The organism is Chryseobacterium sp. ISL-6 (assembly GCF_018613715.1).
GTDB classification, from domain to species: domain Bacteria; phylum Bacteroidota; class Bacteroidia; order Flavobacteriales; family Weeksellaceae; genus Chryseobacterium; species Chryseobacterium paludis.
Genome location: NZ_JAGGPT010000006.1, coordinates 553,163 through 576,585, shown reverse-complemented (window position 1 = coordinate 576,585; position 23,423 = coordinate 553,163). Strand labels below are relative to the sequence as shown.

Below are 23,423 nucleotides of genomic sequence, written 5' to 3'. Positions count from 1 at the left end.
TATAAAACAAAAAGGACTTGAATTAATTAAATGGAAAAACAATAACACTTTACTCCACTCACCTCAATGAAAAAAACTTTACTTTTCTGCCTTCTTATCATCTTCATCAATCTGCCCAGTATTCTTTTCTCTCAGACATATCAACTTTCGGGTAACCCAGTAAATACTACAGGATGGGATCTTGTTTCAAGCGCAAATGTAAATACTGATTTTATACAACTTACCGCGGATCAAGGAAATCAATATGGTGCTATTAAACTAACCAACCCAATCAATCTGAGGTATTGTGACAAATGGAAGGTAGAATTCGATTTTAGGATCGACGGAAATGGGACTGCCCAATTCGGGAGAGGGGACGGCTTTACCTTTTGGTATCTGGCTAATCCTCCAACAGGATTTGTTTCAGGAGGCGGATTAGGAATCCCGGCTAATGCTTCAGGTTTAATGGTTGGGTTTGATATTTTTAACAACACCACAGAAGGACAAATGAGCAAGGTTCATATTTTGTATGGGACCAACAACTCTCTTAACAACAATATAGAATATAATAATACTGCCGGCAGTACATTCCACTCTCCTGATTTGAATCCCACACAGCCATTTGTCGGCGCAACCTACAAACATGTAGAAGTAAATGGTGAAACAGATCTTGCCAATCCTACCAACTGGCTTATTAAGGTAAGAATAGACGGGGTACTTATTGCAGATCAATCTTTTGCCCCATCTGGAGGTGCAATTGGAATGACTCAGGGATATTTCGGTTTTTCAGCAGCAACTGGAGGAGCAAGTGCGAGACATTCTATTAAAAATGCTAAAATTTTCGTAGATAAAGTTCCTATTTTACAAAGCACCATTACTCCTTTCGTATGCGTAAATCCTGCAACAGGAAACGGAACTGTAGATTTAACATCTTACAATTCTCAGTTCGTAAATAATCCGGCAAATTATATTTTTACTTATTATGTTCTGGGCAACTCGACACCCATTGCCAATCCAACCAGTTTTCAGTATACAGGAGCCACAACAATCACAGTTGTTGTTAAAGATCCTTCCTCCACATTATGCGATAATGGAGATGGAGTCATTCAACTGAACCCAACTCCTTTTGCAGCAGATGATGTTACCATAACAGGATGCAACAACAATAATGCAGGAACAGCTACATTTGATCTAACCACAGCTGCAGTTACAACTGTTCCGGGGGTCATAAAGCAATATTACCCTTCATTAGCAGACCTTAATGCCGGCACTAATGAAATTATGAATCCAACTGCTTATGCATCTCCTGTAGGATCTGTTTTTGTAAAAGTGACCACTCCACAGGGTTGTGTAGATGTTGCACAAATCACTCTAAACATCTATCCTGTTGTTGTTGTAAATGATACAACTCTTAGATCTTGTTTTCTGGAATCAAATCCATCTATGGCATCATTCAACCTCACAGCCGCAGCAGTGGCCACACAAGTTGGAATTTCTAAAAAATATTATCCATCTCTGACAGATGCCATAAATGGGACAAATGAAATCACAACACCCGCAGCATATATTGCTCCAAACGGAGTCATTTACATTAAAGTCACTAACGGAAACGGATGCTATGCTGTAGCCAAAGTCACACTAATTGTACTCGCTCCCGTATTGTCTACTGTCCTACAGGATAAAACAATTTGTATTGAAGACAAAACAACATTAGATGCAGGTCCTGGTTTTGCATCTTACTTATGGAGTACCGGGGCAACAACTCAGGCTATTACCAATGTAGGAGTAGGTGTTTATTGGGTTAAATTAAAAACAGGCGAATGTATTGCTACACAAACTGTAAAAGTTCATCCCGCAGAACAGCCGGTTATTATCAATGTAGATATTTCAACCACCACAATAACAATAAATGTAATTGGCGGAACTCCTCCGTATCAATATTCATTAGACAATATTATCTGGCAGAACTCCAATGTGTTTGCTAATCTACCTAGAGGAGAAAGCACTGTATTTGTAAAAGATGCCTATGATTGTGAACCGATCAATGTTACTGTAACAATTCCAAATATAATTAATGTGATTACTCCTAACGGAGATGGTATTAATGATGTAATTGATTATTCGGCATTAGCAAATAAACAAAACCTTGTGTTCAATATATTTGACAGGTATGGAGCTAAGATTCACCAAGGAGATAAGTCTACAAAATATAGATGGGATGGAACCATAGGTGGTAGAAAAGTTCCTACAGGAAGCTATTGGTACTCTGTTTCATGGAATGAAAATGACAAAAAGAATACTTCTATCAAGTATTCCGGTTGGGTTCTAGTAAAGAATAGAGATTAACTAAAATAGGTAATCAAGAGATAAAGAATCACTCCTTAAAACGGAAGTGATTCTTTTTATCAAATCAGATCCAAAGACGTATTTTGTATAAACTAAAACTAAAAATCTATTATTTATCATACTTAAAATATCTCAAAAACAAATAACCTAATAACAATGAAAAAAACTATACTTTTTTATTTCCTTCTTATTTTACTTTGTCTTCCAATACAGCTCATATCACAAACTTATCAGCTAGCAGGTAATCCCGTAAATACTACGGGATGGACAATGGTTGCTCCCACCGTTGTGAATACGGATTTTGTACAGCTTACGCCCGACACCAATGATAAATCAGGTTCTATAAGATTAAATGAGCCTATAAACTTAAAGTATTGTGACAAGTGGAGAGTAGAGTTCGATTTTAGAATGGACTCCAATCAAACTTATACCGGCGACGGTATCGCGTTTTGGTATCTGGCCAATCCACCAATCGCAAGCATCCTCGGTTCCGGGCTAGGTGTATCTCAAAATGCAATCGGTTTTATTACGGCTTTTGACACTTATAACAATGCTACAGGAAGCTCAGGAATGAGTAAAGTACATGTTGCCTATGGACAAGTTCAAAATACGACAGACACTAATAATGTCGAGTTTTATAATGTTCCGGGAAGCTCTTTTCACTCAGCAGATCTTAATTCAACACAACCATTTCAAGGAACAACTTACAAACATGTTGAAGTAAGCGGAGAGGTAGACCCCGCAGCTCCTGCCAATTGGATCGTAAAAATAACACTTGATGGTACATTAATCGTAAACCAATCCTTTGCACCTTCCGGAGCTGCAGCCGCAATGACTGTTGGGTATTTCGGTTTTTCAGCATCTACAGGAGGAGCAAGAGCCAGACACTCTATTAAAAATGTAAAAGTTTATGTTGATAAAATCCCTCTTTTACAAACTGCAATTACAAAATCGATTTGCCCAGATTTAGCTGGAATGGCAACTATTGATCTTACGACATTAAACTCACAGTTTACAACAACACCTACTAATTATACCTTTACATATTACATTACAGGAAGTGGAACACCAATTCCTAATCCCACAAATTTCCAATACACTTCAGATACCAATATTTCTGTCGTTATAAAAGACCCAACATCTGTATTATGCGACAATAATGACGCAACAGTAACTTTAAAAGTTGCTCCAATTGTCACTGTAAACGATACCACTTTAAGATCCTGTTTCCTTGAGGCAAATCCCTCAACAGCATTATTTAATCTTACGACCGCTATTGTAACAGGAACTCCGGGAGTATTGACTAAAAAATATTATCCATCTCTAGCAGATGCTCAAAACGGAACAAACGAAATAGCCACTCCAACTGCTTATATTGCACCAAACGGAGTCGTGTATATCAGAGTCACCAACTCAAACGGGTGTTACGCAGTGGCTAAAGTCACTCTAATTGTACTAGCTCCCGTACTTTCTACTGTTCTAAAAGACAAAATAATTTGTATAGAGGACAAAACTACTTTGGATGCAGGTCCAGGTTTTGCATCTTATCTTTGGAGCACAGGAGCAACAACACAGGCTATTACCAATGTAGGAGTAGGTGTTTATTGGGTTAAACTAAAAACAGGAGAATGTGTTGCCACTCAAAACGTAAAAGTATATCCTGCTGAACAACCAGTTATTACCAATGTAGATATTTCAAGCAGCACGATCACAGTAAATGCCATTGGTGGAACTCCTCCATATCAATACTCATTAGACAATATCAACTGGCAAGATTCTAATGTGTTCACTAACTTACCAAGAGGGGAATGCAACCTATTTGTAAAAGATGCCTATGATTGTGAACCAATCGACATTACCATAACTATTCCTAATTTAATTAATGTAATTACTCCTAATGGAGATGGAGTAAATGATGTAATAGATTATTCAGCCCTTGCTGGTAAACAAAATCTGGTATTTAGCATCTACGATAGATATGGTGCTAAAATCCATCAGGGTGACAAATCTAATAAATACACTTGGGACGGAACTATTGGCGGTAGAAAGGTTTCCACAGGAAGCTACTGGTTTTCTGTAACATGGAATGAAAATGACAAAAAGAACACTCCGATTAAATATTCAGGTTGGATATTGGTGAAGAATAGAGAATAATATAAACATTCATTCATATCAAAAGGGTTGCTTCAAAAATGGAGCAATCCTTTTTTTGTGTTATTTATAAACAGATAATTCATAACAACTCCATTTTATTCATATTCAATTCTTAAATTTGTCCTATGAATTATTTGGAAGCTTTAAGCAGAAGATATTCTGTAAAAAAATTCAATAAAGAGATTATACCTCAGGAAACACTTCACAATATTCTTGAGTCAGGAAAACTGTCTGCAAGTTCTTTGGGGCTGCAACCTTATAAAATCTTAGTTGTTGAAAGCGAGGAAATGAAACAAAAACTAATTCCGGCTTTTTATAATCCATCTCAAATTTCTACATGCTCTCATCTCATTGTTATTATTTCAAAAAAAACAATTGACGAAAGCTACATCCGGGGCTATTTCAATCACATTTCTGAAGTAAGAGATATTCCTTTAGAAAACCTAAATCTTTTTAAAAATAGTATAAGCCAGCACGTTAATCAAAAAAACCAGGATGAAATTTTCAACTGGGCAGAAAAGCAATCGTATATCGTTTTAGCAAATTTAATGTATGCAGCAGCTATTGAAAATATAGACACCTGCCCAATGGAAGGTTTTCGTGAAGATTTAATTGAAAAAATCCTGGATATAAACCCGGAAACAGAAAAAGTAACTGTTACACTGGCAATTGGCTACCGTTCTGAAGAAGATCTCTTTCAGCACATGAAAAAAGTAAGGAAACCAAACGAAAAATTGTTTAAATTTATTTAATGATTAGACCATTGTCTTAAAGCAAGCATATGATAAAAGCGGATGTATTAATAATTGGTTCCGGAATCTCGGGACTTTCTTATGCCATTAAAGTTTCTGAACAACTTCCTGATGCCAAGATAATCATAGTAACAAAGTCCGATGAGGATGAAAGCAACACTAAATATGCACAAGGCGGCTTAGCTGTGGTTACAGATTTCAAAAAAGACAATTTCGACAAACACATTGAAGATACTATGCGCGCCGGTGACGGTGAAAGTAAACGTGATGTTGTTGAAATGGTCGTAAAAGAAGCTCCTAAAAGATTCAATGAAATTGTAGAATGGGGTGCAAAATTCGACATGAAAAATGGTGAGTTTGCACTAGGTAGAGAAGGCGGACATACGGAAAACAGAATTGTTCACCATAAAGACATTACCGGTTTTGAAATTGAAAGAGCCCTTTTACAAACGGCCAAAAACAGCCCAAATATTGAGATATTAGATCATCATTATGTCATTGATATCATCACACAACATCATGTTCCGGGAAAAGAATTAAATGAAGGTGACATCCATTGTTATGGTGCATATATTTTGGATGAAAAATCCAAAGCCATTAAAAAGATCACTTCAAAAATAACACTTGTGGCAACAGGAGGTGCAGGACATGTTTATAAAAACACAACCAACCCAACCATTGCAACTGGTGACGGGATTGCTTTTGTTGCACGAGCGAAAGGAAATGTTTCTAATATGCAGTATTACCAATTCCATCCAACAGCATTGTATAGCAAAATTGATGGAATGCTTTTCTTAATTTCTGAAGCCGTTCGGGGAGATGGGGCTAAACTTAGAACCAAGAGAGGGGAAAAATTCATGCACAAATATGACGAACGTGAAGAACTTGCATCAAGAGATATCGTAGCCAGAGCCATTGATAACGAAATGAAAATCTCCGGTGATGAATATGTAGGCCTAGACTGCAGAGAAATGAATAAAGAAAAATTCCTGGATCATTTCCCCAACATTTATAAAAAATGCAGAGAAGAAGCCATCGATCCTTTTACACAACTCATCCCGGTTGTTCCCGCTTGCCATTACTTGATGGGCGGAATTGAAGTCGACAAAGACGGACAATCATCAATCAATAATTTATTTGCAGTCGGAGAATGTACCAATTCAGGGTTACATGGAGCCAACAGACTAGCTTCCAACTCTTTACTTGAAGGTCTCGTTTTTGGACATAATGCAGCAATTAAAACAGTAGAATTGTTGAATAAAAATAATTTCAATTTTGATGACTTAAAAGCTGTACCGGAATGGAATGAAGAAGGAATGAAAATTATCGATGAAATGGTCATCGTTAGTTATCTTAGAAAACAGCTTCAGGAAATGATGAGTGATTTAGTAGGTATCGTAAGAAGCAACAGACGTCTGAAGATGGCACTGCAAAAACATCATGAAATAGCAGCTGCTGTTGACGAGATCTACCACTACTCTATTCTTTCTCCTCAATTATCAGAACTAAGAAACTTAACAACCGTTGCCTACCTCATCATTACCCAATCTATGGAAATGACAGAGAACAAAGGAGCATTTTACAATAAAGATTTAGCTTAAAAAGCATACCATATGAAAAAGCCAAACTACGTAACAGATAAGGCACTTAAAACTTTTATAAAATCAGCTCTTGAAGAGGATATTCAGGACGGGGATCACTCCACGTTATCCACAATTCCCAAAGATCTTAAACAAAGTGCCAAACTTTTAGTAAAGCAAAATTGTATTCTTGCTGGGGTTGAATTAGCCGAAATTATCTTTAAGACTTTCGATAAAAATTTAAAAGTAGAGACTTTTATCAAAGATGGAGAGGCAGCCAAAGTAGGCGATGTTGCCTTTATTGTTACTGGAAGTGCTCAATCTATACTTTCTACGGAACGACTCATCTTAAACTGCATGCAGAGAATGAGTGGAATTGCAACACTTACTCACGAATGGGATTCAAGATTAGTGGGTACTAAAACCAAATTATTAGATACCAGAAAAACAACTCCCAATTTTAGAATTTGTGAAAAATGGGCTGTTTCTATTGGCGGAGGTACCAATCACCGATATGGCCTTTATGATATGATCATGCTGAAAGACAATCACATTGATTATAATGGCAGCATTACCAATGCCGTAAAAATGGCTAAAGATTATATCAAAAAAAATAAGAAAAAGCTTAAAATTGAGGTTGAAACCAGAAATTTAGATGAAGTTCAGGAAGCAATTAAAGCAAAAGTAGACAGAATCATGCTTGATAATATGGATGTAAAAATGATGAAACAAGCCGTAGATATGATTAATGGTTCTTGCGAATCTGAAGCATCAGGAGGAATCACCAGAGATGAACTTAAAGAAATCGCAACTACAGGTGTGACCTACATCTCTGCAGGAGCCCTTACTCACTCCGCTGAGAACATTGATTTAAGCCTCAAAGCCGTGAAGTAACGTTGTATTTTTAACAAAAATAAGCATGCTTTTTTACATATTATGCAATGCATTTTTTTAACACAAAAACACTGCTTTTAGTTAAAATACTACTAATCAACACGTTAATAATTCTTAATATTAGTTAAAAATTAACATTGAGTTAATATTGGTTAAATTTTATTTATCGACTTTTGCATAAAATTTAAATCTAACTATTACTAACGATTATGAAATTAATCAACAAATCGATACTGACTGTAGTAATTACATTGTCTACAGCTAGTGTTTATTACGCTCAAGAAACACAGGACACAATCAAAAGGTCTAAAGACATTGAGGAGGTAATTTTACAAGGTGTAACCGATATCGCTAAAGATAGAAAGACACCTGTTGCAGCTTCTACTATTAAAGCAGCACAAATTATCGAAAGATTAGGTAACCAAGAACTTACTGAGATTTTAAACACTACACCTTCTGTGTATGCTACTAAATCAGGAGGAGGTTTTGGAGACGGAGGTATTGTGATGAGAGGTTTTGAATCTCGAAATATCGCTGTAATGGTAAACGGTATGCCTGTAAATGATATGGAGGGTGGTACAGTGTACTATTCTAACTGGACAGGCTTATCTGATGTTACAAGTTTCATCCAAACTCAAAGAGGTTTAGGCTCATCTAAATTAGGAATTGCTTCTGTTGGAGGAACAATTAACTTTATTACCCGTTCAGCAGATATGAAGAAAGGTGGTGTAATAAGATTGGGCGTTGGTAATAACGATTACTTAAAAACATCATTTGCTTACAATACAGGAAAATTAAACAACGGATGGTCTTCATCATTCTTAATAAGCAGAACTGCTGGTAGCACTTATATTCAAAATACAGATTTTGAATCTTATGCATATTATTTTGCTTTAGGTTGGGAGCCAAGCAAAAAGCATAACTTCCAATTTATGATTACGTCATCTCCTCAATGGCATGATCAGAGATCTTTCGCACCTTCTATTTCAGACTATATTAAGTATAATCCGGATAAGGATGGAAAACCAGACAGAACTTATAACTCAGACTGGGGATACTATACAAACGCTGAAGGCAGAAAAGTTGCACTTGCCAATAGATCTAATTATTATTCAAAACCAGTACTTATGTTTAACTGGGATTGGACAATGAGTGAAAAATCCAAGTTAAGTACTGTTGCCTACATGTCTAACGGTAGAGGTGGAGGAACTGCAGATATTGGTAGAGTAAACAATAAAACAATTAACGGTACTGATGCAAATGGCCAGCCATATTTTAGAGACGCACAAGGTCTATACAATTATGACCAAATTTTTAAAGAAAATGCTGCTATCGACGTAAATGCTGCTGGAAATGGAGCAACTTTAATTCGTAGATCAAGTATCAATTCTCACAACTGGTATGGTATTTTAGCAAACTTCCAACACAAGATCAATGATAACTGGAATTTCTCAGTTGGAACAGATAACAGATATTATTATGGATACCATTATCAGGTTGCTTCTGACTTATATGGAGCAAGCGGCTATAAGGATAACACTAATAAAAACATTGCCCCTAATGTCATTAATCAGACTTATGATTACCAAAAGTTGGTTTGGAACCCATTTGGAGGAAGCCAAGTTCCTCTAGAGAACAGATTAGCTTTCAGTAATGATGGTGAAGTTCTTTGGTACAGTGGATTTGGTCAGGTTGAATATACCAATGATAAAATATCTGCCTTCTTACAAGGGTCAGTTTCAAACCAAGGTTATCAAAGAATTGATGAGTTTGTAATTGATGGCGTTACAAAACAAAGAGATCAGATCGTTAATAGAAAGACTGGATTCAAAAACTTATTTGGATACAATGTTAAGGGAGGACTTAACTATAACATCAACGAAAATCACAATGTGTTTGGAAACATTGGTTACTATAGTAAGCAACCTTTCATGAATGCAGTTTATCCAAGTAATCAGCAGGTTGTTAACCCTCAGTTAACTAACGAGAAAATATTCTCTGCAGAAGTTGGATACGGATTCAGATCTTCTAAATTTAATGCTAATGTTAACATTTATAGAACAGAATGGAAAGACAGAGCATTAAGAAGAAATATTACGGTTCCAAACGTAACAGATGCTTATGCAGAAATGAATGGCATTACAGAAATCCACCAAGGTATTGAAGTTGATGCAAACTATAAACTTAATAATTTTGTAGAGTTTAACGGAATGTTCTCTTGGGGAGATTATTATTACAAAGGAAATGCAACCGGATCAACATTCGATGGAAACAACCAACCTTTGACAGTTGCAGGAGATTCAAATGTAACAACACTTTACATCGATAAGGTTAAAGTAGGAGGATCAAGCAACAACAGTATTCCACAAATGACAGCGTCATTAGGAGCTACTATTAAACCTGTAAAAGACTTGAGTATTTATGGAGGTTGGAGATTCGTTGGTAAATTATATTCTTCTATTGATATTGCTACATTCTCAAATATTGCTAATCAAGACAGAGGAGTATTACAATTACCTGATTATAACCTAACAGATATTGGTATATCATACAAAATTAGATTAAGAGATAACAGCCAGTATTTTACAGTGGGAGCAAACATTTATAATTTATTTGATACTACTTATATTGCCGATGGTGCTACAAACACTTTTGGTAGTGATAAAATTACTGCTAATAACGATCCTGACAAAGGGAAAACTTATGAACAAGCAGGTAGAATGTATAAAGGTATAGCTGATGGAAACCGTGTATATTTTGGTTTCGGAAGAACTTGGTCCGCAACATTATCTTTCAACTTCTAATAATACAATTTTAGATTTTATAAATATCAATCCCGGCTTTGGCTGGGATTTTTTGTTATCTTTGTGATCAGAAAAATAGAAAAAATAGGATATGGATTTTTACAAGATTTTACTTAGTGCCCATAAAGGGTTTGGGTATCTGGAGCTTCTTTTAGTAGCATTATTTATTATTGCACTTTTAGGAACCATGTTTGGTTTCAGTGGGAAAGTGAATAAATTTTTGAAGAAGATTACCCTCTTCACGATGATTTTCTTTCATGTTCAGTTTTTAATTGGGATTATTATGCTGATCACTAATTTTACAAAAGGATTGGATATGGGATCAGTAATGAAAAATGCAGACCTAAGGTTCCAGTATGTAGAACATCCATTTTCTATGCTAATTGCAGCAGTATTGATGACGATCATCAATAAAAAAGTAAAATCCAATGATACCATTTCTTTAGGAATTGTCATTATGGGATTAATTGCAGTTGGTTTATTTGCATTCGCGTTCCCTTGGACAAGAGTCTTTGGGGCATAATATATTAACTTAAACATTGTAATCATTAAGATGAAAGTAGCTGTAGTAGGTTCAACAGGAATGGTTGGACAAGTTATGCTTAAAGTATTGGAGGAGAGAAACTTTCCTATCACAGAATTAATTCCGGTCGCTTCGGAAAGATCTATTGGTAAGAAGGTGAAGTATAAACAGGAAGAGTATACGATTGTAAGCATTAATGACGCTATAGCTGCCAAACCTGATATTGCAATTTTCTCAGCCGGAGGTTCTACATCGCTTGAGTTTGCACCAAAATTTGCAGAAGCCGGAATAACGGTAATTGATAATTCTTCAGCATGGAGAATGGATCCTACAAAAAAACTTGTAGTTCCGGAGATTAATGCAAATGTATTAACTGCTGAAGATAAGATTATTGCTAATCCAAATTGTTCTACGATTCAGTTGGTGATGGTTTTAGGACCACTTAACAAAAAATATGACCTTAAAAGAGTTGTTGTCTCTACTTACCAGTCTGTAACAGGAACTGGAAAAGCAGCGGTTGATCAATTGAATGCTGAAATCAATGGTGACAATTCGGTAGCGAAAGTATATCCTTACCAGATCTTTAAAAATGCTTTACCGCATTGCGACGTTTTCAGTGATGATGATTATACTAAAGAAGAAATTAAATTAATGAAAGAGCCTAAGAAAATTCTAGGTGATGATACATTTAATTTAACAGCAACTGCAGTAAGAGTTCCCGTTCAGGGAGGACATTCTGAAAGTGTAAATATCGAATTTGAAAACGAATTTGAACTTGACGAGGTAAGAAAAATCTTATCTGAAACCCCAGGAGTTATTGTAATAGATGATGTTAAAAACAACCTCTATCCAATGCCTTTAGATTCTGAGGGAAAAGATGAGGTCTTCGTTGGAAGAATACGGCGAGATCTTTCTCAGCCGAAAACGCTCAATCTCTGGATTGTAGCTGATAATCTGCGAAAAGGAGCTGCAACGAACGCAGTACAGATTGCAGAATACCTGGTAGCAAACAACTTAGTATAAACTAACAAAATAAAAAAGAGTCTCAAAATTGAGATTCTTTTTTTTATCAAACTTATGAACATTCAGAGTACGAATAAAAATAAAATAGGTTTTCAGAAGTGGATTGCAACTTTTGGAATAATCTTATTTATCGGAAAAATTATCGCCTGGAAACTCACCAATTCAGATGCCGTATTTTCTGATGCCATGGAAAGCATCGTTAATGTAATCAGTGCATTTATGGGACTGTATTCTTTACATCTTGCTGCCAAACCCAAGGATGAAGATCATCCTTATGGGCACGGAAAGGTAGAATTTGTAACCTCGGGTATAGAAGGAGCTTTGATCGCTATTGCAGGGATTATGATCATCTATGAGGGTGTCAATAGTCTGATCGTCGGAAAGATACTTAACAAATTAGATTGGGGGATTGCTATTATAGCAGCTACCGCCGTGGTTAATTATTTATTGGGTTATATTTCCATAAAAAAAGGGGAAACTGATAATTCACTGGTACTCATATCCTCAGGAAAACACCTCCAATCTGATACAATTACGACACTTGGTGTCGTGCTCAGTTTAATTGTCGTCTACTTTACTAAAATATATTGGCTGGATTCTGTCGTAGCACTTATTTTTGGAGGGTACATCATCTTCGTAGGGTATAAAATTGTTCGAAAGTCACTAAGTGGAATTATGGACGAACAGGATCCTGAAATATTAATCCAAATTGTTCAGATACTCGAAAATAACAGAAAAACTGAATGGATAGATATTCACAATATGAAAATACAACAGTTTGGATCTTCTCTTCATATTGATGCACATATTACGCTTCCCTGGTATTACAGCCTTCGTGATGCTCACAAAGAAATGGAAAATGTAATTATTCTTTTAGCTAAAAATATGAAGCGTACTATCGAATTTAATTTTCATATGGATGATTGTAAGATCATTTCATGTCCCATATGCCAGATTATGGATTGCCCGGTCCGTGAAAGAGAATTCGTAAAAAGAATAGAATGGACAACCGGTAACATTATACTTGAAATCAAACACACCGTAAAATAAAAATTTTTACTAGCCTCCCTTTACCATCTGTTTTCTATAATAAAACATTGGAACGATTAAAAGTATTGCCAAAGGCTGAATCACAAACCGTCTCATATAGAAAGAAAAAAGATAACCTATTTCAAATTTATTGTAAATACAATACAGATAAATAGGAAAAGTAATCAGGAAAATTATCATTATCAATATACCTCCCTGCATTGTCCATGTTTTATCTTTAAATAAAAAATGAATAATTAAACAAGAGAAAAGTAAGTTTAAAATAAATCTGAATACATATCCCAGAATTAACTGCCCCCATTCAAAAGAAGGAAATATCATACTTTTATCAGCTTCATGAAAATAACCCAGGAATGGGTCATAAAACAATTTGTCCTCAAGTATTCGCACACTTATAAGACCACAGATTCCGATTATTACTAAAAACCAATTAAGAATTTTCATTTTTTAAAGCAAAGAATTTAATCCATATAAGCCAAAGTACAACTACTGTCCCATAAATGATGGCAGGAAAAAGAAAATCATGAGCAATTCTCTCATATTGTTTAAAGTCACTTACAACAATATTTAGGCCTACAATTCGTAGAATATTCATTATATAAAGCAATAAAAGGCCAATAAATGCAAAAATAAAAGTTTTGAGGCCTTTATAAAAAGCAAAAACAAAAGAAATAAATAGGATCATAACTGAAATAGCATTACATCCTTCTACCATTCTTGTCACATAAACTTTTTTCACATAAAACCAGACCTGTTCTTTTGAAACATCATTATACAACTGTGTAGGATAGTGTAAAGCATTTTGGATCCAGCTTACCTGTTCAGCAATTATTCGTGAAAAAGGGTCTAGTCCGGATTCTTTAAAACTATTCAGGTAAAACTGATAACAAAAAAGCAGCACCAGATAGATGATGATGAACCTCAATAGAATACTTAAAACTGGTTTAAAATCCTTTAGCATGATGCAAAGATAAAAATTAGACTGTAATTTAGTATATTTGTTTCCATATTATGACTTCTGAAAACGCACAACGATTTTTTGAAAACTATATAGGTGAAAAATCTTCTGAGTTCGTCACATTGGCTCAAAGCGGATCCGCGAGGGTGAATTTTTGGGCAAAAGCAGACAACAAAAAATACATTATTACTTATAATGAGAATATCCAGGAGAACGAAAGTTTCTTCTATTATTCAACAGTTTTTTCCAAACTAACCCTTAATACTCCTACTATTTTTGCTATTTCCGAAGATCGGAAAATGTACATTCAGGAATTTTTAGGTGAAAACACCTTATCTGAAATCATTTCAAATGAGGGCTTATCGGAAAAAGTAAAATCTTTGGTAAAGCAAACACTAGAAAAACTTTTCCAGCTACAGAAACAGACACAAGGAAAAATTGACTTTAGTAAAACATTTGAATATGAAAGCTACGATGAACTTCCGGTCATTCATGATCTGTATTATTTCAAGAACTTTATTGCTGATGTCTTGGAACTCGAATATCATAAATCAACCTTACTAAAGGAATTTAAGAAAATTTCAATTCGTATTGAAAATCTTGAGCCACAGGGAATAATGATCAGAGACTTTCAGTCAAGAAATATCATGATAAACGAAAATAACAATGTTTCTTTTATCGACTATCAGTCCGCTATGAAAGGGCCTTTAATGTATGATGTAATTTCTTTTCTTTTTCAGGCTAAAGCTAATTTCCCTGAAGATTTAAAAAATGAGATGCTAGAGTTCTATATTGCTCAGTTTGAAAATGAAGAAACAGAACACCAACTAAAAGATTCGGTAAAGCCGCTTCAAATGATGAGATTCCTTCAGGTTTTGGGCGCCTATGGTTTTAGAGGACTTATTCAAAGAAAAAAACATTTTATATCAAGTATAGAACAGGGTATTGAAAATATAATACAGTTTGCTGAAAAATGGGACCAGATGAAAGAGTATCCTGAACTAAAAAAAGTAATACAACAATTAGCTCTTGATAAAACGAAGTCAAAAATTAATGAGATCTTAAACGATAAATAGATTCTCTCCTATTTTAAAGCTTCCTAATCCTTAATTAAGTTTAATAAGCCTTTGGTTTAAAAATAAAAAATAAAAATGCTACACATAGATATACACAGCTTCTCATATAAAAAAGGAGGAATACCAAAAGATGATTCTGGAAATGGGGGCGGTTTCACTTTTGATTGCAGGGGAATTTTAAATCCTGGAAGAATTGAAGAATATAAAACCCAGACAGGCAATGATATCGGGGTTCAGGAATTTCTGGAGAGCGAAACTGAAATGCCAAAATTTTTAGAACTGGTAAAAAGTATTATATCCATTAATATCGACAATTATCTTTCAAGAGGATTTGAAAATCTTCAGGTAAACTTCGGATGCACTGGTGGACAGCATAGATCGGTATATTCTGCAATAAAAATAGCTGAATATATCAAGCAAAAGTATCCGGAAGGAACAGAAATAAGCCTACATCATGATGAGCAGCATCATCTTAATTCGTAAGCGATAAATTATAAATGATTAATTTACACACTGCTTATTTTATCAATGATCATTCATCATCTATCAACAATAACAAATGAAAGCTTTAATTTTTGCAGCCGGAAAAGGAACACGTCTAAAGCCTTTTACAGACCATCATCCAAAAGCGTTGGTTAAGGTAAATGAGGTTCCACTATTAGAAAGAAATATCAAATATCTTAAAAGTTTCGGGATCAACGATTTTGTCATAAATATTCATCATTTTGGAGATCAGATTGTTGATTTTTTAAAGGAAAACAACAATTTTAATTGCAAAATTGAAATCTCTGATGAAAGGGAGGAATTGCTTGAAACCGGCGGTGGTTTAATTTTTGCTAGAAAACTCCTTGATCATGGAGAAGATTTTCTGATCATGAATGCGGATATTCTTACTGATATAAATATTACTGATCTTGTTACCTATCACAAAAAGATAAAAGATTTTGCTACTTTAGCCGTCTCGGACAGAGAAAGTTCGAGAAAGCTTCTTTTCAATGATGATTTGGTACTAAGAGGGTGGTTAAATGTACAAACCGGAGAACAAAGGCTTGCAGAATTCAATAAAGGATTTAAGGCATTAGCTTTTAGTGGTGTCCATTGCATTAACCCCTCTATCTTTGAGAAAATAAAAAGAAAGGGCAAGTTTTCTGTTATGGAAGAATATCTGGATCTTATGCACACAGAAAAAATCCATGGTTATGTACACGACTGTCTTTTGATAGATGTTGGAAGACCGGAATCTGTAATAGAAGCTGAAAAACACTTTAAATAATTTGAAATGGAAATTAATGAAACCAGGGATGAAAGTTTAGTAAATCCAGAACTTGATATAAACGAAACAAAACTACAAAATAGCCTAAGGCAAAAAACCTGGGATGAGATCATTACAAAAGACAGTTGGATGGTTTTTAAGGTAATGGCTGAGTTTGTGGATGGTTATGAAAAATTGGCAAAAATTGGACCTTGTGTCTCTATTTTTGGATCTGCAAGATTGAAGCCGGACAGCAAATACTATGAAATGGCTGTAGAAATTGCAGAAAAAATAACCAAAATAGGCTTTGGTATTATTACAGGTGGAGGCCCCGGGATTATGGAAGCAGGAAATAAAGGTGCTTTTAATGCTGAAGGAAAATCTATTGGTTTAAATATCGACCTGCCTTTTGAACAACATTTCAATCCTTATATCAATAAATCCTATTCAATGAATTTCGATTACTTTTTCGTGAGAAAAGTAATGTTTGTAAAATATTCTCAGGGATTCGTTGTAATGCCTGGAGGATTTGGGACCCTTGATGAACTTACAGAAGCGATTACCCTTATTCAAACTAACAAAATCGGAAGATTCCCTATCGTATTGGTTGGTTCTGAATTCTGGAATGGTTTACTGGAATGGTTCAAAGCAACTTTATTAAAAGAAGGAATGATTGCTGAAGATGATCTGGATCTTTATAGAGTGGTAGATACTGCTGATGAAGCTGTAGCGCACATTAAAGCATTTTATGACAAGTATGCTGTAAATGTCAATTTCTAATTGGCATATTATTTGTGACTTATAAATAACAATTATGATTGTAAATCTATTAATTAAGATGAAAAAACTTTTATATATATCAGGAATTTTAACATGTTTTGTGTTAATGAGTTTTATGTATGTAGACTTTTTCTCCTCAATGACAAAAGTTGATTATATTGATGGAAGCAAAACATTGAAGTTCACCACAAAAATGAATACAAGTCATATTTCTGATGCTATTAAAATAAATCCCAATACAGCAGGATTTGAAGCAGAAGTAAAAAAATATGTAAATAATAATTTTGATGTGTACGTCAACGGTTCGCCTAAAACAATAACATTTACCGGAAGTCAAGTAAGCGGAGAAACTGTATGGGTATATTTTGAGACTGGCGGTGTTTCAGATATCAATACCTTAAAGATTAAAAATACAATACTTCTAAGTGCCTTTCCAAAGCAGAGTAACATCGTTACTATTTCTTATAAAGGAAGTCAGAAAGTAATGAATTTCCAACGTGGAAAAGAAGTAAACGAAGTATCTTTCTAAAAAAGAATCAATTTAAATAATAAAGCCACTACACCTGTAGTGGCTTTTCAGTTGGTGTAGTATAATACAAAAGTCTGTTTATAATTTCTTTTAATTCCCAACTACTCTTATATTATCCAGTTGCCATATTGCGGAAGCGGAAACCGCAGAGGTATATTTAAAGCCAATAATAATATCCTTATTCAAATAAGCATTCAGATTAATATTGCCGGAATAAGTCCAGGTGTTAAACAAATTAGCATCCTGATCAAATACAGCAGATAGTGGCTCCCACAGCGTTGTTGCAGGATTTCCTGTATAATTTTTAGTCACAAAAACTTCCAGTGGGTTACCATTATTTTTAACATCGGTATCGAAAGACAAAAAAGCGGAAGAAAACCCTTGCAAAGAAATGGGTTTTGAGATCAACCAATCTTCGTTATCTTTATTTAAACCATTCATTACCACACATGGTTTTGGGTTTCCAAACTGCTGAATATTCCAGATCTCAGCTCCTTGAATACTTATATTGGACCAATCATCTAGGTTTCCATCAAAGCCTTCAAAGAAAAATCTTTTCCCTATAAAATTAACATCATTTAAATTTCGTATTTGCATCCGCCAGGAAGAATTATAGCGGTTTATAACAAACGTAAGGCTCCCTTTTCCTTCCGGAATCGACGTTGCTCCAAATGTAGAAAACCCCGCGTTTCTTAATATTGTAGAGTTTCCATTGGTATCCACAATACTTCTATCTGTATCAACTCCAGAACCCGCTACATAATTAACATAGCTTTTCCCTAATTCAGAAGCTGCAAACTGAACATTAGGTACTTTAACCAAAATATTCAAATAATCAGTCTTCTGAGCTTGTTTCAGGTCTGCCAGTTCTAAAGGTTTTATAACTTCAATATCCAAACTTGACCCATTACATACACCACAAATATATTTACTGAATAAAGTACCAGGTATTCTTCCTATTGCATACGTTGGATCTACTGAGCCAATCTTCACCACGCCTCTATCAGTTCCTAATCTTAATCCTTTTGCATTAATTATGATATGTGCTCCTACAGGAAAATCGGCATAATTACCTGCTTTATCAATTTCAATTTGTAGTCCTGCAGTAGGGTTTTCAGATTTATCCTGAAAAGAAATTGTTTTATAGAAATTTCCGTTTTCATCAGAAGAGATCACATAACCGTCAAAAATCTGATCCGTATTAATTAAAATAAAACCATTCGCCGGAGCCTGTGCTTTGAAATTTGCCATTGTCATTGTGGGAGCAGAAAACTTATTTGTACATCTGATTGGAGGGGTATCCCAATCATCTTTTTGTACACAAGAACTAAGAGAAACTGTAGCAAAGACAATTCCTGTTATTAAACTAAAATATTTTTTTCTATTCATTTTGTTGTTTTAAAAATAGTTAATGATAAGTGCTAAAATCTAAATTGCAGGTTAACAAAATAAGATCTTCCCTGAGTATACCAGTATTTTGGTCCGAACAAAGTAAATTCTCTGTCATTATCTTGCATAAAATTTGAGAATTTAGCATTTCTTGTTTGTTCAAAACCTCCAGTAATATATCTTTTGTTATTCATAATATTATTTACTGAGGCCGAAAGCAAAACATAATACTTCCTGATAGACCACGATTTACCAGCATTCGCATTAAAGAAAAATGAAGATGGTAATTTATTCGGCTTTAATACCCTTCTTAATTCAGATGTTGTCAGGTTATAATAAGGAGTTGAAGAATTATTATTTTGGACAAATGATTCTGTTCTTATTAATGCCGAAGGATCCAGATAACTATCATCAAAATAGTTCCAGTTGCCCCCAAACCACCAGTATTTAGGTGAATTATATTTAAACCCAAAGGAATAGGCTTGTTGTGGGGTACCTCCCTGTCGATAATTTTTAATGTATGCTTTTCCTACGTTCATATAAGAAAGACCGTTGGAAAAAACACCTGCTGCATCTGAAGCGAAGTAAGTGACAGGATCATTCTGATAAGTGAACTGTCCATAACTTATTAGTCCCTGTAAAGATAAGGTTGGAGTAATTTTAGCATCAATCCCTAGCTCTACACCTAAATTTCTTTTTTTCACATCAGTCATTATCTGGGTTATAAAAGCGCTCTGCACTGATGTCTCATTTCCCTGATCATCAATATTATTTAATTGAATACCATCTGCAAAGAATCTTTGTACTGTTGTTTCATTACTTGTATCAACTAAATACCCACTTAGCCTTAGTTTCAGAAATGGAGAAGACATGACATAGCTAAGGTCATTTGCCCTTATAACCATGTTCTTGATATTGGGAGCTGTCGAGCTATTTACCCTCGGATTTATGAACAGATCTTCAAGAGAAGGCGCCTGAGAATAATAAGCTCCATTATATATAAAAAAATTCCTTCCATTTAATTTATAAATGGCTTGCCCCTTCAAACCATAATTCCAGAAGTTGTAATCTGCACTCTTTCCTTTAGAATCTTTATACAAATAATGATTGAACAACCCTTCCCTGCTTGAAGTTGAATATCCTGCAAGAGCTGTAACAAATAAATCAAATTTCCCAGCTATAAATTTCAATCCAGGATTTACCTTTATCTCTTGCCTTCTGAAGATATAATTGTATGTCATTCTGTCTCCAATCTGTTTGGTAACATTCTCTTCGCCTTCATTAAATAAACCAGATTTTCCGGGCTGGTTGGTTGCCGCAAAAGGATCCCGGTTTAAAACAAAATCAGCACCCATGAGATCCTTTACTTGTCTGTATAATTCGGAACGATAGTTCTGATATGATACATTAAGTAAAAACTTGGTTGTCTCATTAAAATTGCGGACGAAATGAGTAGATACATTAAAGATTTTATCATCACTCACATCATTAACAAGATAATATAAAGCTCTTTTACCAGTTCGTCCATAATAGTTTTCAATAGGTTGTTGCTTGTTTCTCCTGTAAAGATTATCCCAATTCAATTGAGTAACATTTGTATCTCCGGAAGTCCAAGTAGCTAAAGAGGTCTGATATGCATCCTGTACACTAGTCGGTACTTCACCAGAACTAGTAGGAACTGAAGTGTTAGGATTCAAAGAATTATAATAACTGGGTAGATTTCTATAATAAGTAGGTGAAGGATTCTGCACATTCTGCCAGTCTAACCGGGAGCCCTTATCTTTTCCAAACTGATAGGAAACAGAAGTCCAAAGACTTGATTTTTTATCAATTTTCCAAAAGTCCTGGATCTGGAATATTGGTTGAAAACCTTTTCTAATCCGCTCACTCCTCTGTTTACCATCTTGATATCCCCAATAAGAATTGTAATGAACTCCTCTGTAATTATATACTTCTTGTGTGCTAGGGCTTGCAGTAGATCTCCGGTAAGGAGCTCCGATAAAATTAAATGTTATGCTATGTTTGTCGTTAATTCTTTTTTCAATCCCTAAATAAGCAGAATATGCATTATAAAAAGTTCCCTCTTGAATCCCTTCTTCAGCCCATCTCCTGGCACCCATTACTGTAAATGCCCAGCCTTTTTTATTCATTCCTGAGCTGTAACGCAAAGATGTTCGGTTTCTGTAATTCCTATTGGTTAAAGACTGAGTAAACTGGAAGCCCTTCCTATATTCACCTGCTTTCGTATTTTTATAAATCACAGAACTATTCCCTCCATAGGTATATTCGGATGGTGCATGATTTGCAGAAATTTCAGGATATCTTGTAATCTCATTCAAGCCACCCCAGTTTCCGAAATCTACATTTCCGTTATCCAACTTGATCATCGAAACTCCATTCAGCATAATCTCTCCAGTTCTTCCATCTATTCCTCTTGGTCGGAACCAGTAAAATCCTAAGTCAAATGCTGCAATTCTACTAAAAACATCCATAGAGGATTGAAGTAGTCCTACGGTAGAGGTCTGATTGTTGCCATCATCGTCATTATTGCTGTCTATAATAGCCAGGCCCTGATCCAAATTAGCAAGCTTAGAATATAGGGTAATGATTCCTAAATCCTTCCTTTTTTCGTCATCCGTGATATCGAACTCCATTACTTTGATTTCGTAATTGGATTTCGTCATTACAATTTGATAATGTCCCGACTGTAAATCGACAAATTGGAAATATCCAATCTGATCTGCCGTTGCATCATTTTCGCTCCCTTGCAAATCTACTTCTACCCTTTCAATGGGTTTTCCATCATCATCCTTTAGATACCCGAACACTGTAGTTTGAGCAAAATAATGAGATGTGGGAAGTAAAGTAAACAAAGAGACTAATGATAGTTTTTTCATCATAAGTGTATGTTTTTTTCTTGTTTTGCTCTCATTTTCTATTCTTTAAAAAAATGGGCATCTATAAATTTAACAAAATTTACAATCTAAATACTATGTAAAATTGTTTTATATTACCAATATAAGATCTCAGCAAAAACACAAAAAAAATCGAATTGATCATTTTAAACTTTAAATACAAAACCGGTTTAAAAAATAATGACAACCAATTAATTTTACATATGATGAAAAAAAATTTAAGCTTTTTAATTATTCTTTTTTCAGTAATAATTTTTGCACAGCAAGGGAATATTAGAAAAGTTGTAGCTATAGGTTTCCTAAATGTAGAGAATCTTATGGATACAATTAGATCTGCTGACTACATAGATGGGACGAAATCAATTAGTAATCCTGCCTTTCACAGAAGTATTCCTTTTGATTCGATTAAATTTTTAACCGTAGAAAAATACGACGGACAATGGAATGACACCTTATTAAAAGGAAAGAAGGTTGTAAAATACCAAATAAGCTCTGAAGAATTTACACCAAATAGTTCCAAAAACTATAACACCCAGATTTATAAGACTAAACTTGCAAATGAAGCAAAAGTAATTTCTGAGCTCGGATCTCAATATACAAAAACAGCACCTGCAATAGTGGGTCTCATAGAAATCGAAAACAGACAAGTGATAGAAGATCTCATAAAAGAACCAGCGTTAGCCAAATATGATTACGGGATTATTCATTACAATTCTTACGATTATCGGGGAATTGATGTTGCCTTGATCTATCAAAAAAGAAGATTTACCATTACAAATTCTTTAAAAAAGGAACTGAAAATTTTTAACGAAAATGGGAAAAGGGAGTATACGAGGGACATTTTAGTGGTAACAGGCTTTTTGGATAATGAAAAAGTTGCTTTCTTCATGAATCACTGGCCTTCTAGGAGAGGAGGTGAAGCGATCTCTCTGCCTAAAAGAAATGCTGCCGCACTCCTTTTAAAACAACAGATGGATAGTGTAAGGACAGCAGATCCTTCTACGAAACTTTTCGCAATGGGAGATTTTAATGATGACCCTGTCAGTTCAAGTTTAAAAAACCATCTAAAGGCTGTAGGAAAACTCAAAGATCTTAACGAAAGCACACCATATTTAAATCTTATGTACCCTTTATATAAAAAAGGAGTTGCTTCTTTGGCTTATAGGGATGTACCCAATCTATTTGATCAGATCATTGTGTCAAAAAATCTAATTTCTGCTCATCTAACCAAAGAATATTCAGTTTACAGAACTGAAGTTTATGCTCCGGCTTATCTTATTAATAAAGAGGGAAATTACAAGGGCTATCCTTTCAGATCGTGGAATGGAGATCAATTCACAGGAGGCTACAGTGATCATTTTCCTGCATTTGTCATTCTGCAAAAAGAACCATAATGTAAATGGCTTTTTATGTAACCTT

19 protein-coding genes are annotated in these 23,423 nt (G+C 34.8%); 15 read left to right on the top strand and 4 right to left on the bottom strand.

Features of this window, described 5'->3' with window-relative positions:
* Nucleotides 1-66 precede the first annotated feature (66 nt).
* The 9 genes from J7E44_RS13475 (at nucleotide 67) to J7E44_RS13435 (ending at nucleotide 13,105) form a co-directional block, all read left to right on the top strand.
* A complete protein-coding gene (locus tag J7E44_RS13475) occupies nucleotides 67-2,325 on the top strand; it encodes an FIDD domain-containing protein (RefSeq protein ID WP_214830652.1) in 2,259 nt (752 codons plus the stop codon).
* Between the two features lie 156 nt (nucleotides 2,326-2,481).
* Nucleotides 2,482-4,479 (top strand): FIDD domain-containing protein, encoded by a 1,998-nt coding sequence (locus J7E44_RS13470; RefSeq protein WP_214830650.1) that lies wholly within the window; start codon nucleotides 2,482-2,484, stop codon nucleotides 4,477-4,479.
* Between the two features lie 125 nt (nucleotides 4,480-4,604).
* Complete coding sequence (locus tag J7E44_RS13465) at nucleotides 4,605-5,231, top strand: NAD(P)H-dependent oxidoreductase (RefSeq protein ID WP_214830648.1); 627 nt, start codon at nucleotides 4,605-4,607, stop codon at nucleotides 5,229-5,231.
* A 29-nt stretch (nucleotides 5,232-5,260) separates the two neighbouring features.
* Nucleotides 5,261-6,832: an L-aspartate oxidase gene (nadB, locus tag J7E44_RS13460; protein ID WP_214830646.1), complete on the top strand. Its 1,572-nt coding sequence runs from the start codon at nucleotides 5,261-5,263 to the stop codon at nucleotides 6,830-6,832.
* A 12-nt stretch (nucleotides 6,833-6,844) separates the two neighbouring features.
* Nucleotides 6,845-7,705, top strand: coding sequence for a carboxylating nicotinate-nucleotide diphosphorylase (gene nadC, locus J7E44_RS13455; protein WP_214830644.1), 861 nt, complete (start codon nucleotides 6,845-6,847; stop codon nucleotides 7,703-7,705).
* Between the two features lie 209 nt (nucleotides 7,706-7,914).
* The gene (locus tag J7E44_RS13450) at nucleotides 7,915-10,509 is read left to right on the top strand and encodes a TonB-dependent receptor (RefSeq protein ID WP_214830636.1); all 2,595 of its coding nucleotides are present in this window, start codon (nucleotides 7,915-7,917) and stop codon (nucleotides 10,507-10,509) included.
* Between the two features lie 91 nt (nucleotides 10,510-10,600).
* Nucleotides 10,601-11,032, top strand: a complete 432-nt coding sequence (locus J7E44_RS13445) for a hypothetical protein (protein WP_214830634.1) — start codon at nucleotides 10,601-10,603, stop codon at nucleotides 11,030-11,032.
* Nucleotides 11,033-11,062: 30 nt separating this feature from the next.
* Nucleotides 11,063-12,055 carry an aspartate-semialdehyde dehydrogenase gene (locus J7E44_RS13440; protein WP_214830632.1) on the top strand — a complete coding sequence of 331 codons (993 nt, stop codon included), beginning with the start codon at nucleotides 11,063-11,065 and terminating at the stop codon, nucleotides 12,053-12,055.
* A gap of 54 nt (nucleotides 12,056-12,109) precedes the next feature.
* On the top strand, nucleotides 12,110-13,105 hold the full coding sequence (locus J7E44_RS13435; RefSeq protein ID WP_214830624.1) for a cation diffusion facilitator family transporter: 996 nt from the start codon (nucleotides 12,110-12,112) through the stop codon (nucleotides 13,103-13,105).
* A 9-nt stretch (nucleotides 13,106-13,114) separates the two neighbouring features.
* On the opposite strand, the gene J7E44_RS13430 is transcribed toward J7E44_RS13435, so the two are convergent.
* Both J7E44_RS13430 and xrtF read right to left on the bottom strand, forming a co-directional pair.
* Nucleotides 13,115-13,549, bottom strand: a complete 435-nt coding sequence (locus J7E44_RS13430) for an exosortase F system-associated membrane protein (protein WP_214830622.1) — start codon at nucleotides 13,547-13,549, stop codon at nucleotides 13,115-13,117.
* The gene (gene xrtF / locus J7E44_RS13425) at nucleotides 13,536-14,066 is read right to left on the bottom strand and encodes an exosortase family protein XrtF (RefSeq protein WP_214830619.1); all 531 of its coding nucleotides are present in this window, start codon (nucleotides 14,064-14,066) and stop codon (nucleotides 13,536-13,538) included. Before xrtF ends, J7E44_RS13430 begins: the two co-directional genes overlap by 14 nt.
* Nucleotides 14,067-14,116: 50 nt before the next feature.
* On the opposite strand from xrtF, the gene J7E44_RS13420 reads away from it, so the two are divergent.
* The 5 genes from J7E44_RS13420 to J7E44_RS13400 all read left to right on the top strand — a co-directional run bounded on the left by J7E44_RS13420 (nucleotide 14,117) and on the right by J7E44_RS13400 (nucleotide 17,700).
* A complete protein-coding gene (locus tag J7E44_RS13420) occupies nucleotides 14,117-15,139 on the top strand; it encodes an aminoglycoside phosphotransferase family protein (RefSeq protein ID WP_214830617.1) in 1,023 nt (340 codons plus the stop codon).
* A gap of 75 nt (nucleotides 15,140-15,214) precedes the next feature.
* Nucleotides 15,215-15,622 (top strand): RapZ C-terminal domain-containing protein, encoded by a 408-nt coding sequence (locus J7E44_RS13415; protein ID WP_214830615.1) that lies wholly within the window; start codon nucleotides 15,215-15,217, stop codon nucleotides 15,620-15,622.
* A gap of 76 nt (nucleotides 15,623-15,698) precedes the next feature.
* The gene (locus J7E44_RS13410; RefSeq protein WP_214830613.1) at nucleotides 15,699-16,412 is read left to right on the top strand and encodes a nucleotidyltransferase family protein; all 714 of its coding nucleotides are present in this window, start codon (nucleotides 15,699-15,701) and stop codon (nucleotides 16,410-16,412) included.
* 6 nt (nucleotides 16,413-16,418) lie between these two features.
* The gene (locus J7E44_RS13405; protein WP_214830611.1) at nucleotides 16,419-17,171 is read left to right on the top strand and encodes an LOG family protein; all 753 of its coding nucleotides are present in this window, start codon (nucleotides 16,419-16,421) and stop codon (nucleotides 17,169-17,171) included.
* A gap of 58 nt (nucleotides 17,172-17,229) precedes the next feature.
* The gene (locus J7E44_RS13400; RefSeq protein ID WP_251040574.1) at nucleotides 17,230-17,700 is read left to right on the top strand and encodes a DUF6702 family protein; all 471 of its coding nucleotides are present in this window, start codon (nucleotides 17,230-17,232) and stop codon (nucleotides 17,698-17,700) included.
* A 90-nt stretch (nucleotides 17,701-17,790) separates the two neighbouring features.
* Here J7E44_RS13400 and J7E44_RS13395 read toward each other — a convergent pair whose 3' ends face one another.
* Nucleotides 17,791-19,089, bottom strand: a complete 1,299-nt coding sequence (locus J7E44_RS13395; protein ID WP_214830607.1) for a M949_1556 family lipoprotein — start codon at nucleotides 19,087-19,089, stop codon at nucleotides 17,791-17,793.
* Nucleotides 19,090-19,121: 32 nt separating this feature from the next.
* Complete coding sequence (locus tag J7E44_RS13390) at nucleotides 19,122-21,989, bottom strand: carboxypeptidase regulatory-like domain-containing protein (protein WP_214830605.1); 2,868 nt, start codon at nucleotides 21,987-21,989, stop codon at nucleotides 19,122-19,124.
* A 221-nt stretch (nucleotides 21,990-22,210) separates the two neighbouring features.
* Between J7E44_RS13390 and J7E44_RS13385 the strand changes: the two genes are divergently transcribed.
* Nucleotides 22,211-23,398 (top strand): endonuclease/exonuclease/phosphatase family protein, encoded by a 1,188-nt coding sequence (locus J7E44_RS13385; RefSeq protein ID WP_214830597.1) that lies wholly within the window; start codon nucleotides 22,211-22,213, stop codon nucleotides 23,396-23,398.
* Nucleotides 23,399-23,423: the final 25 nt, after the last annotated feature.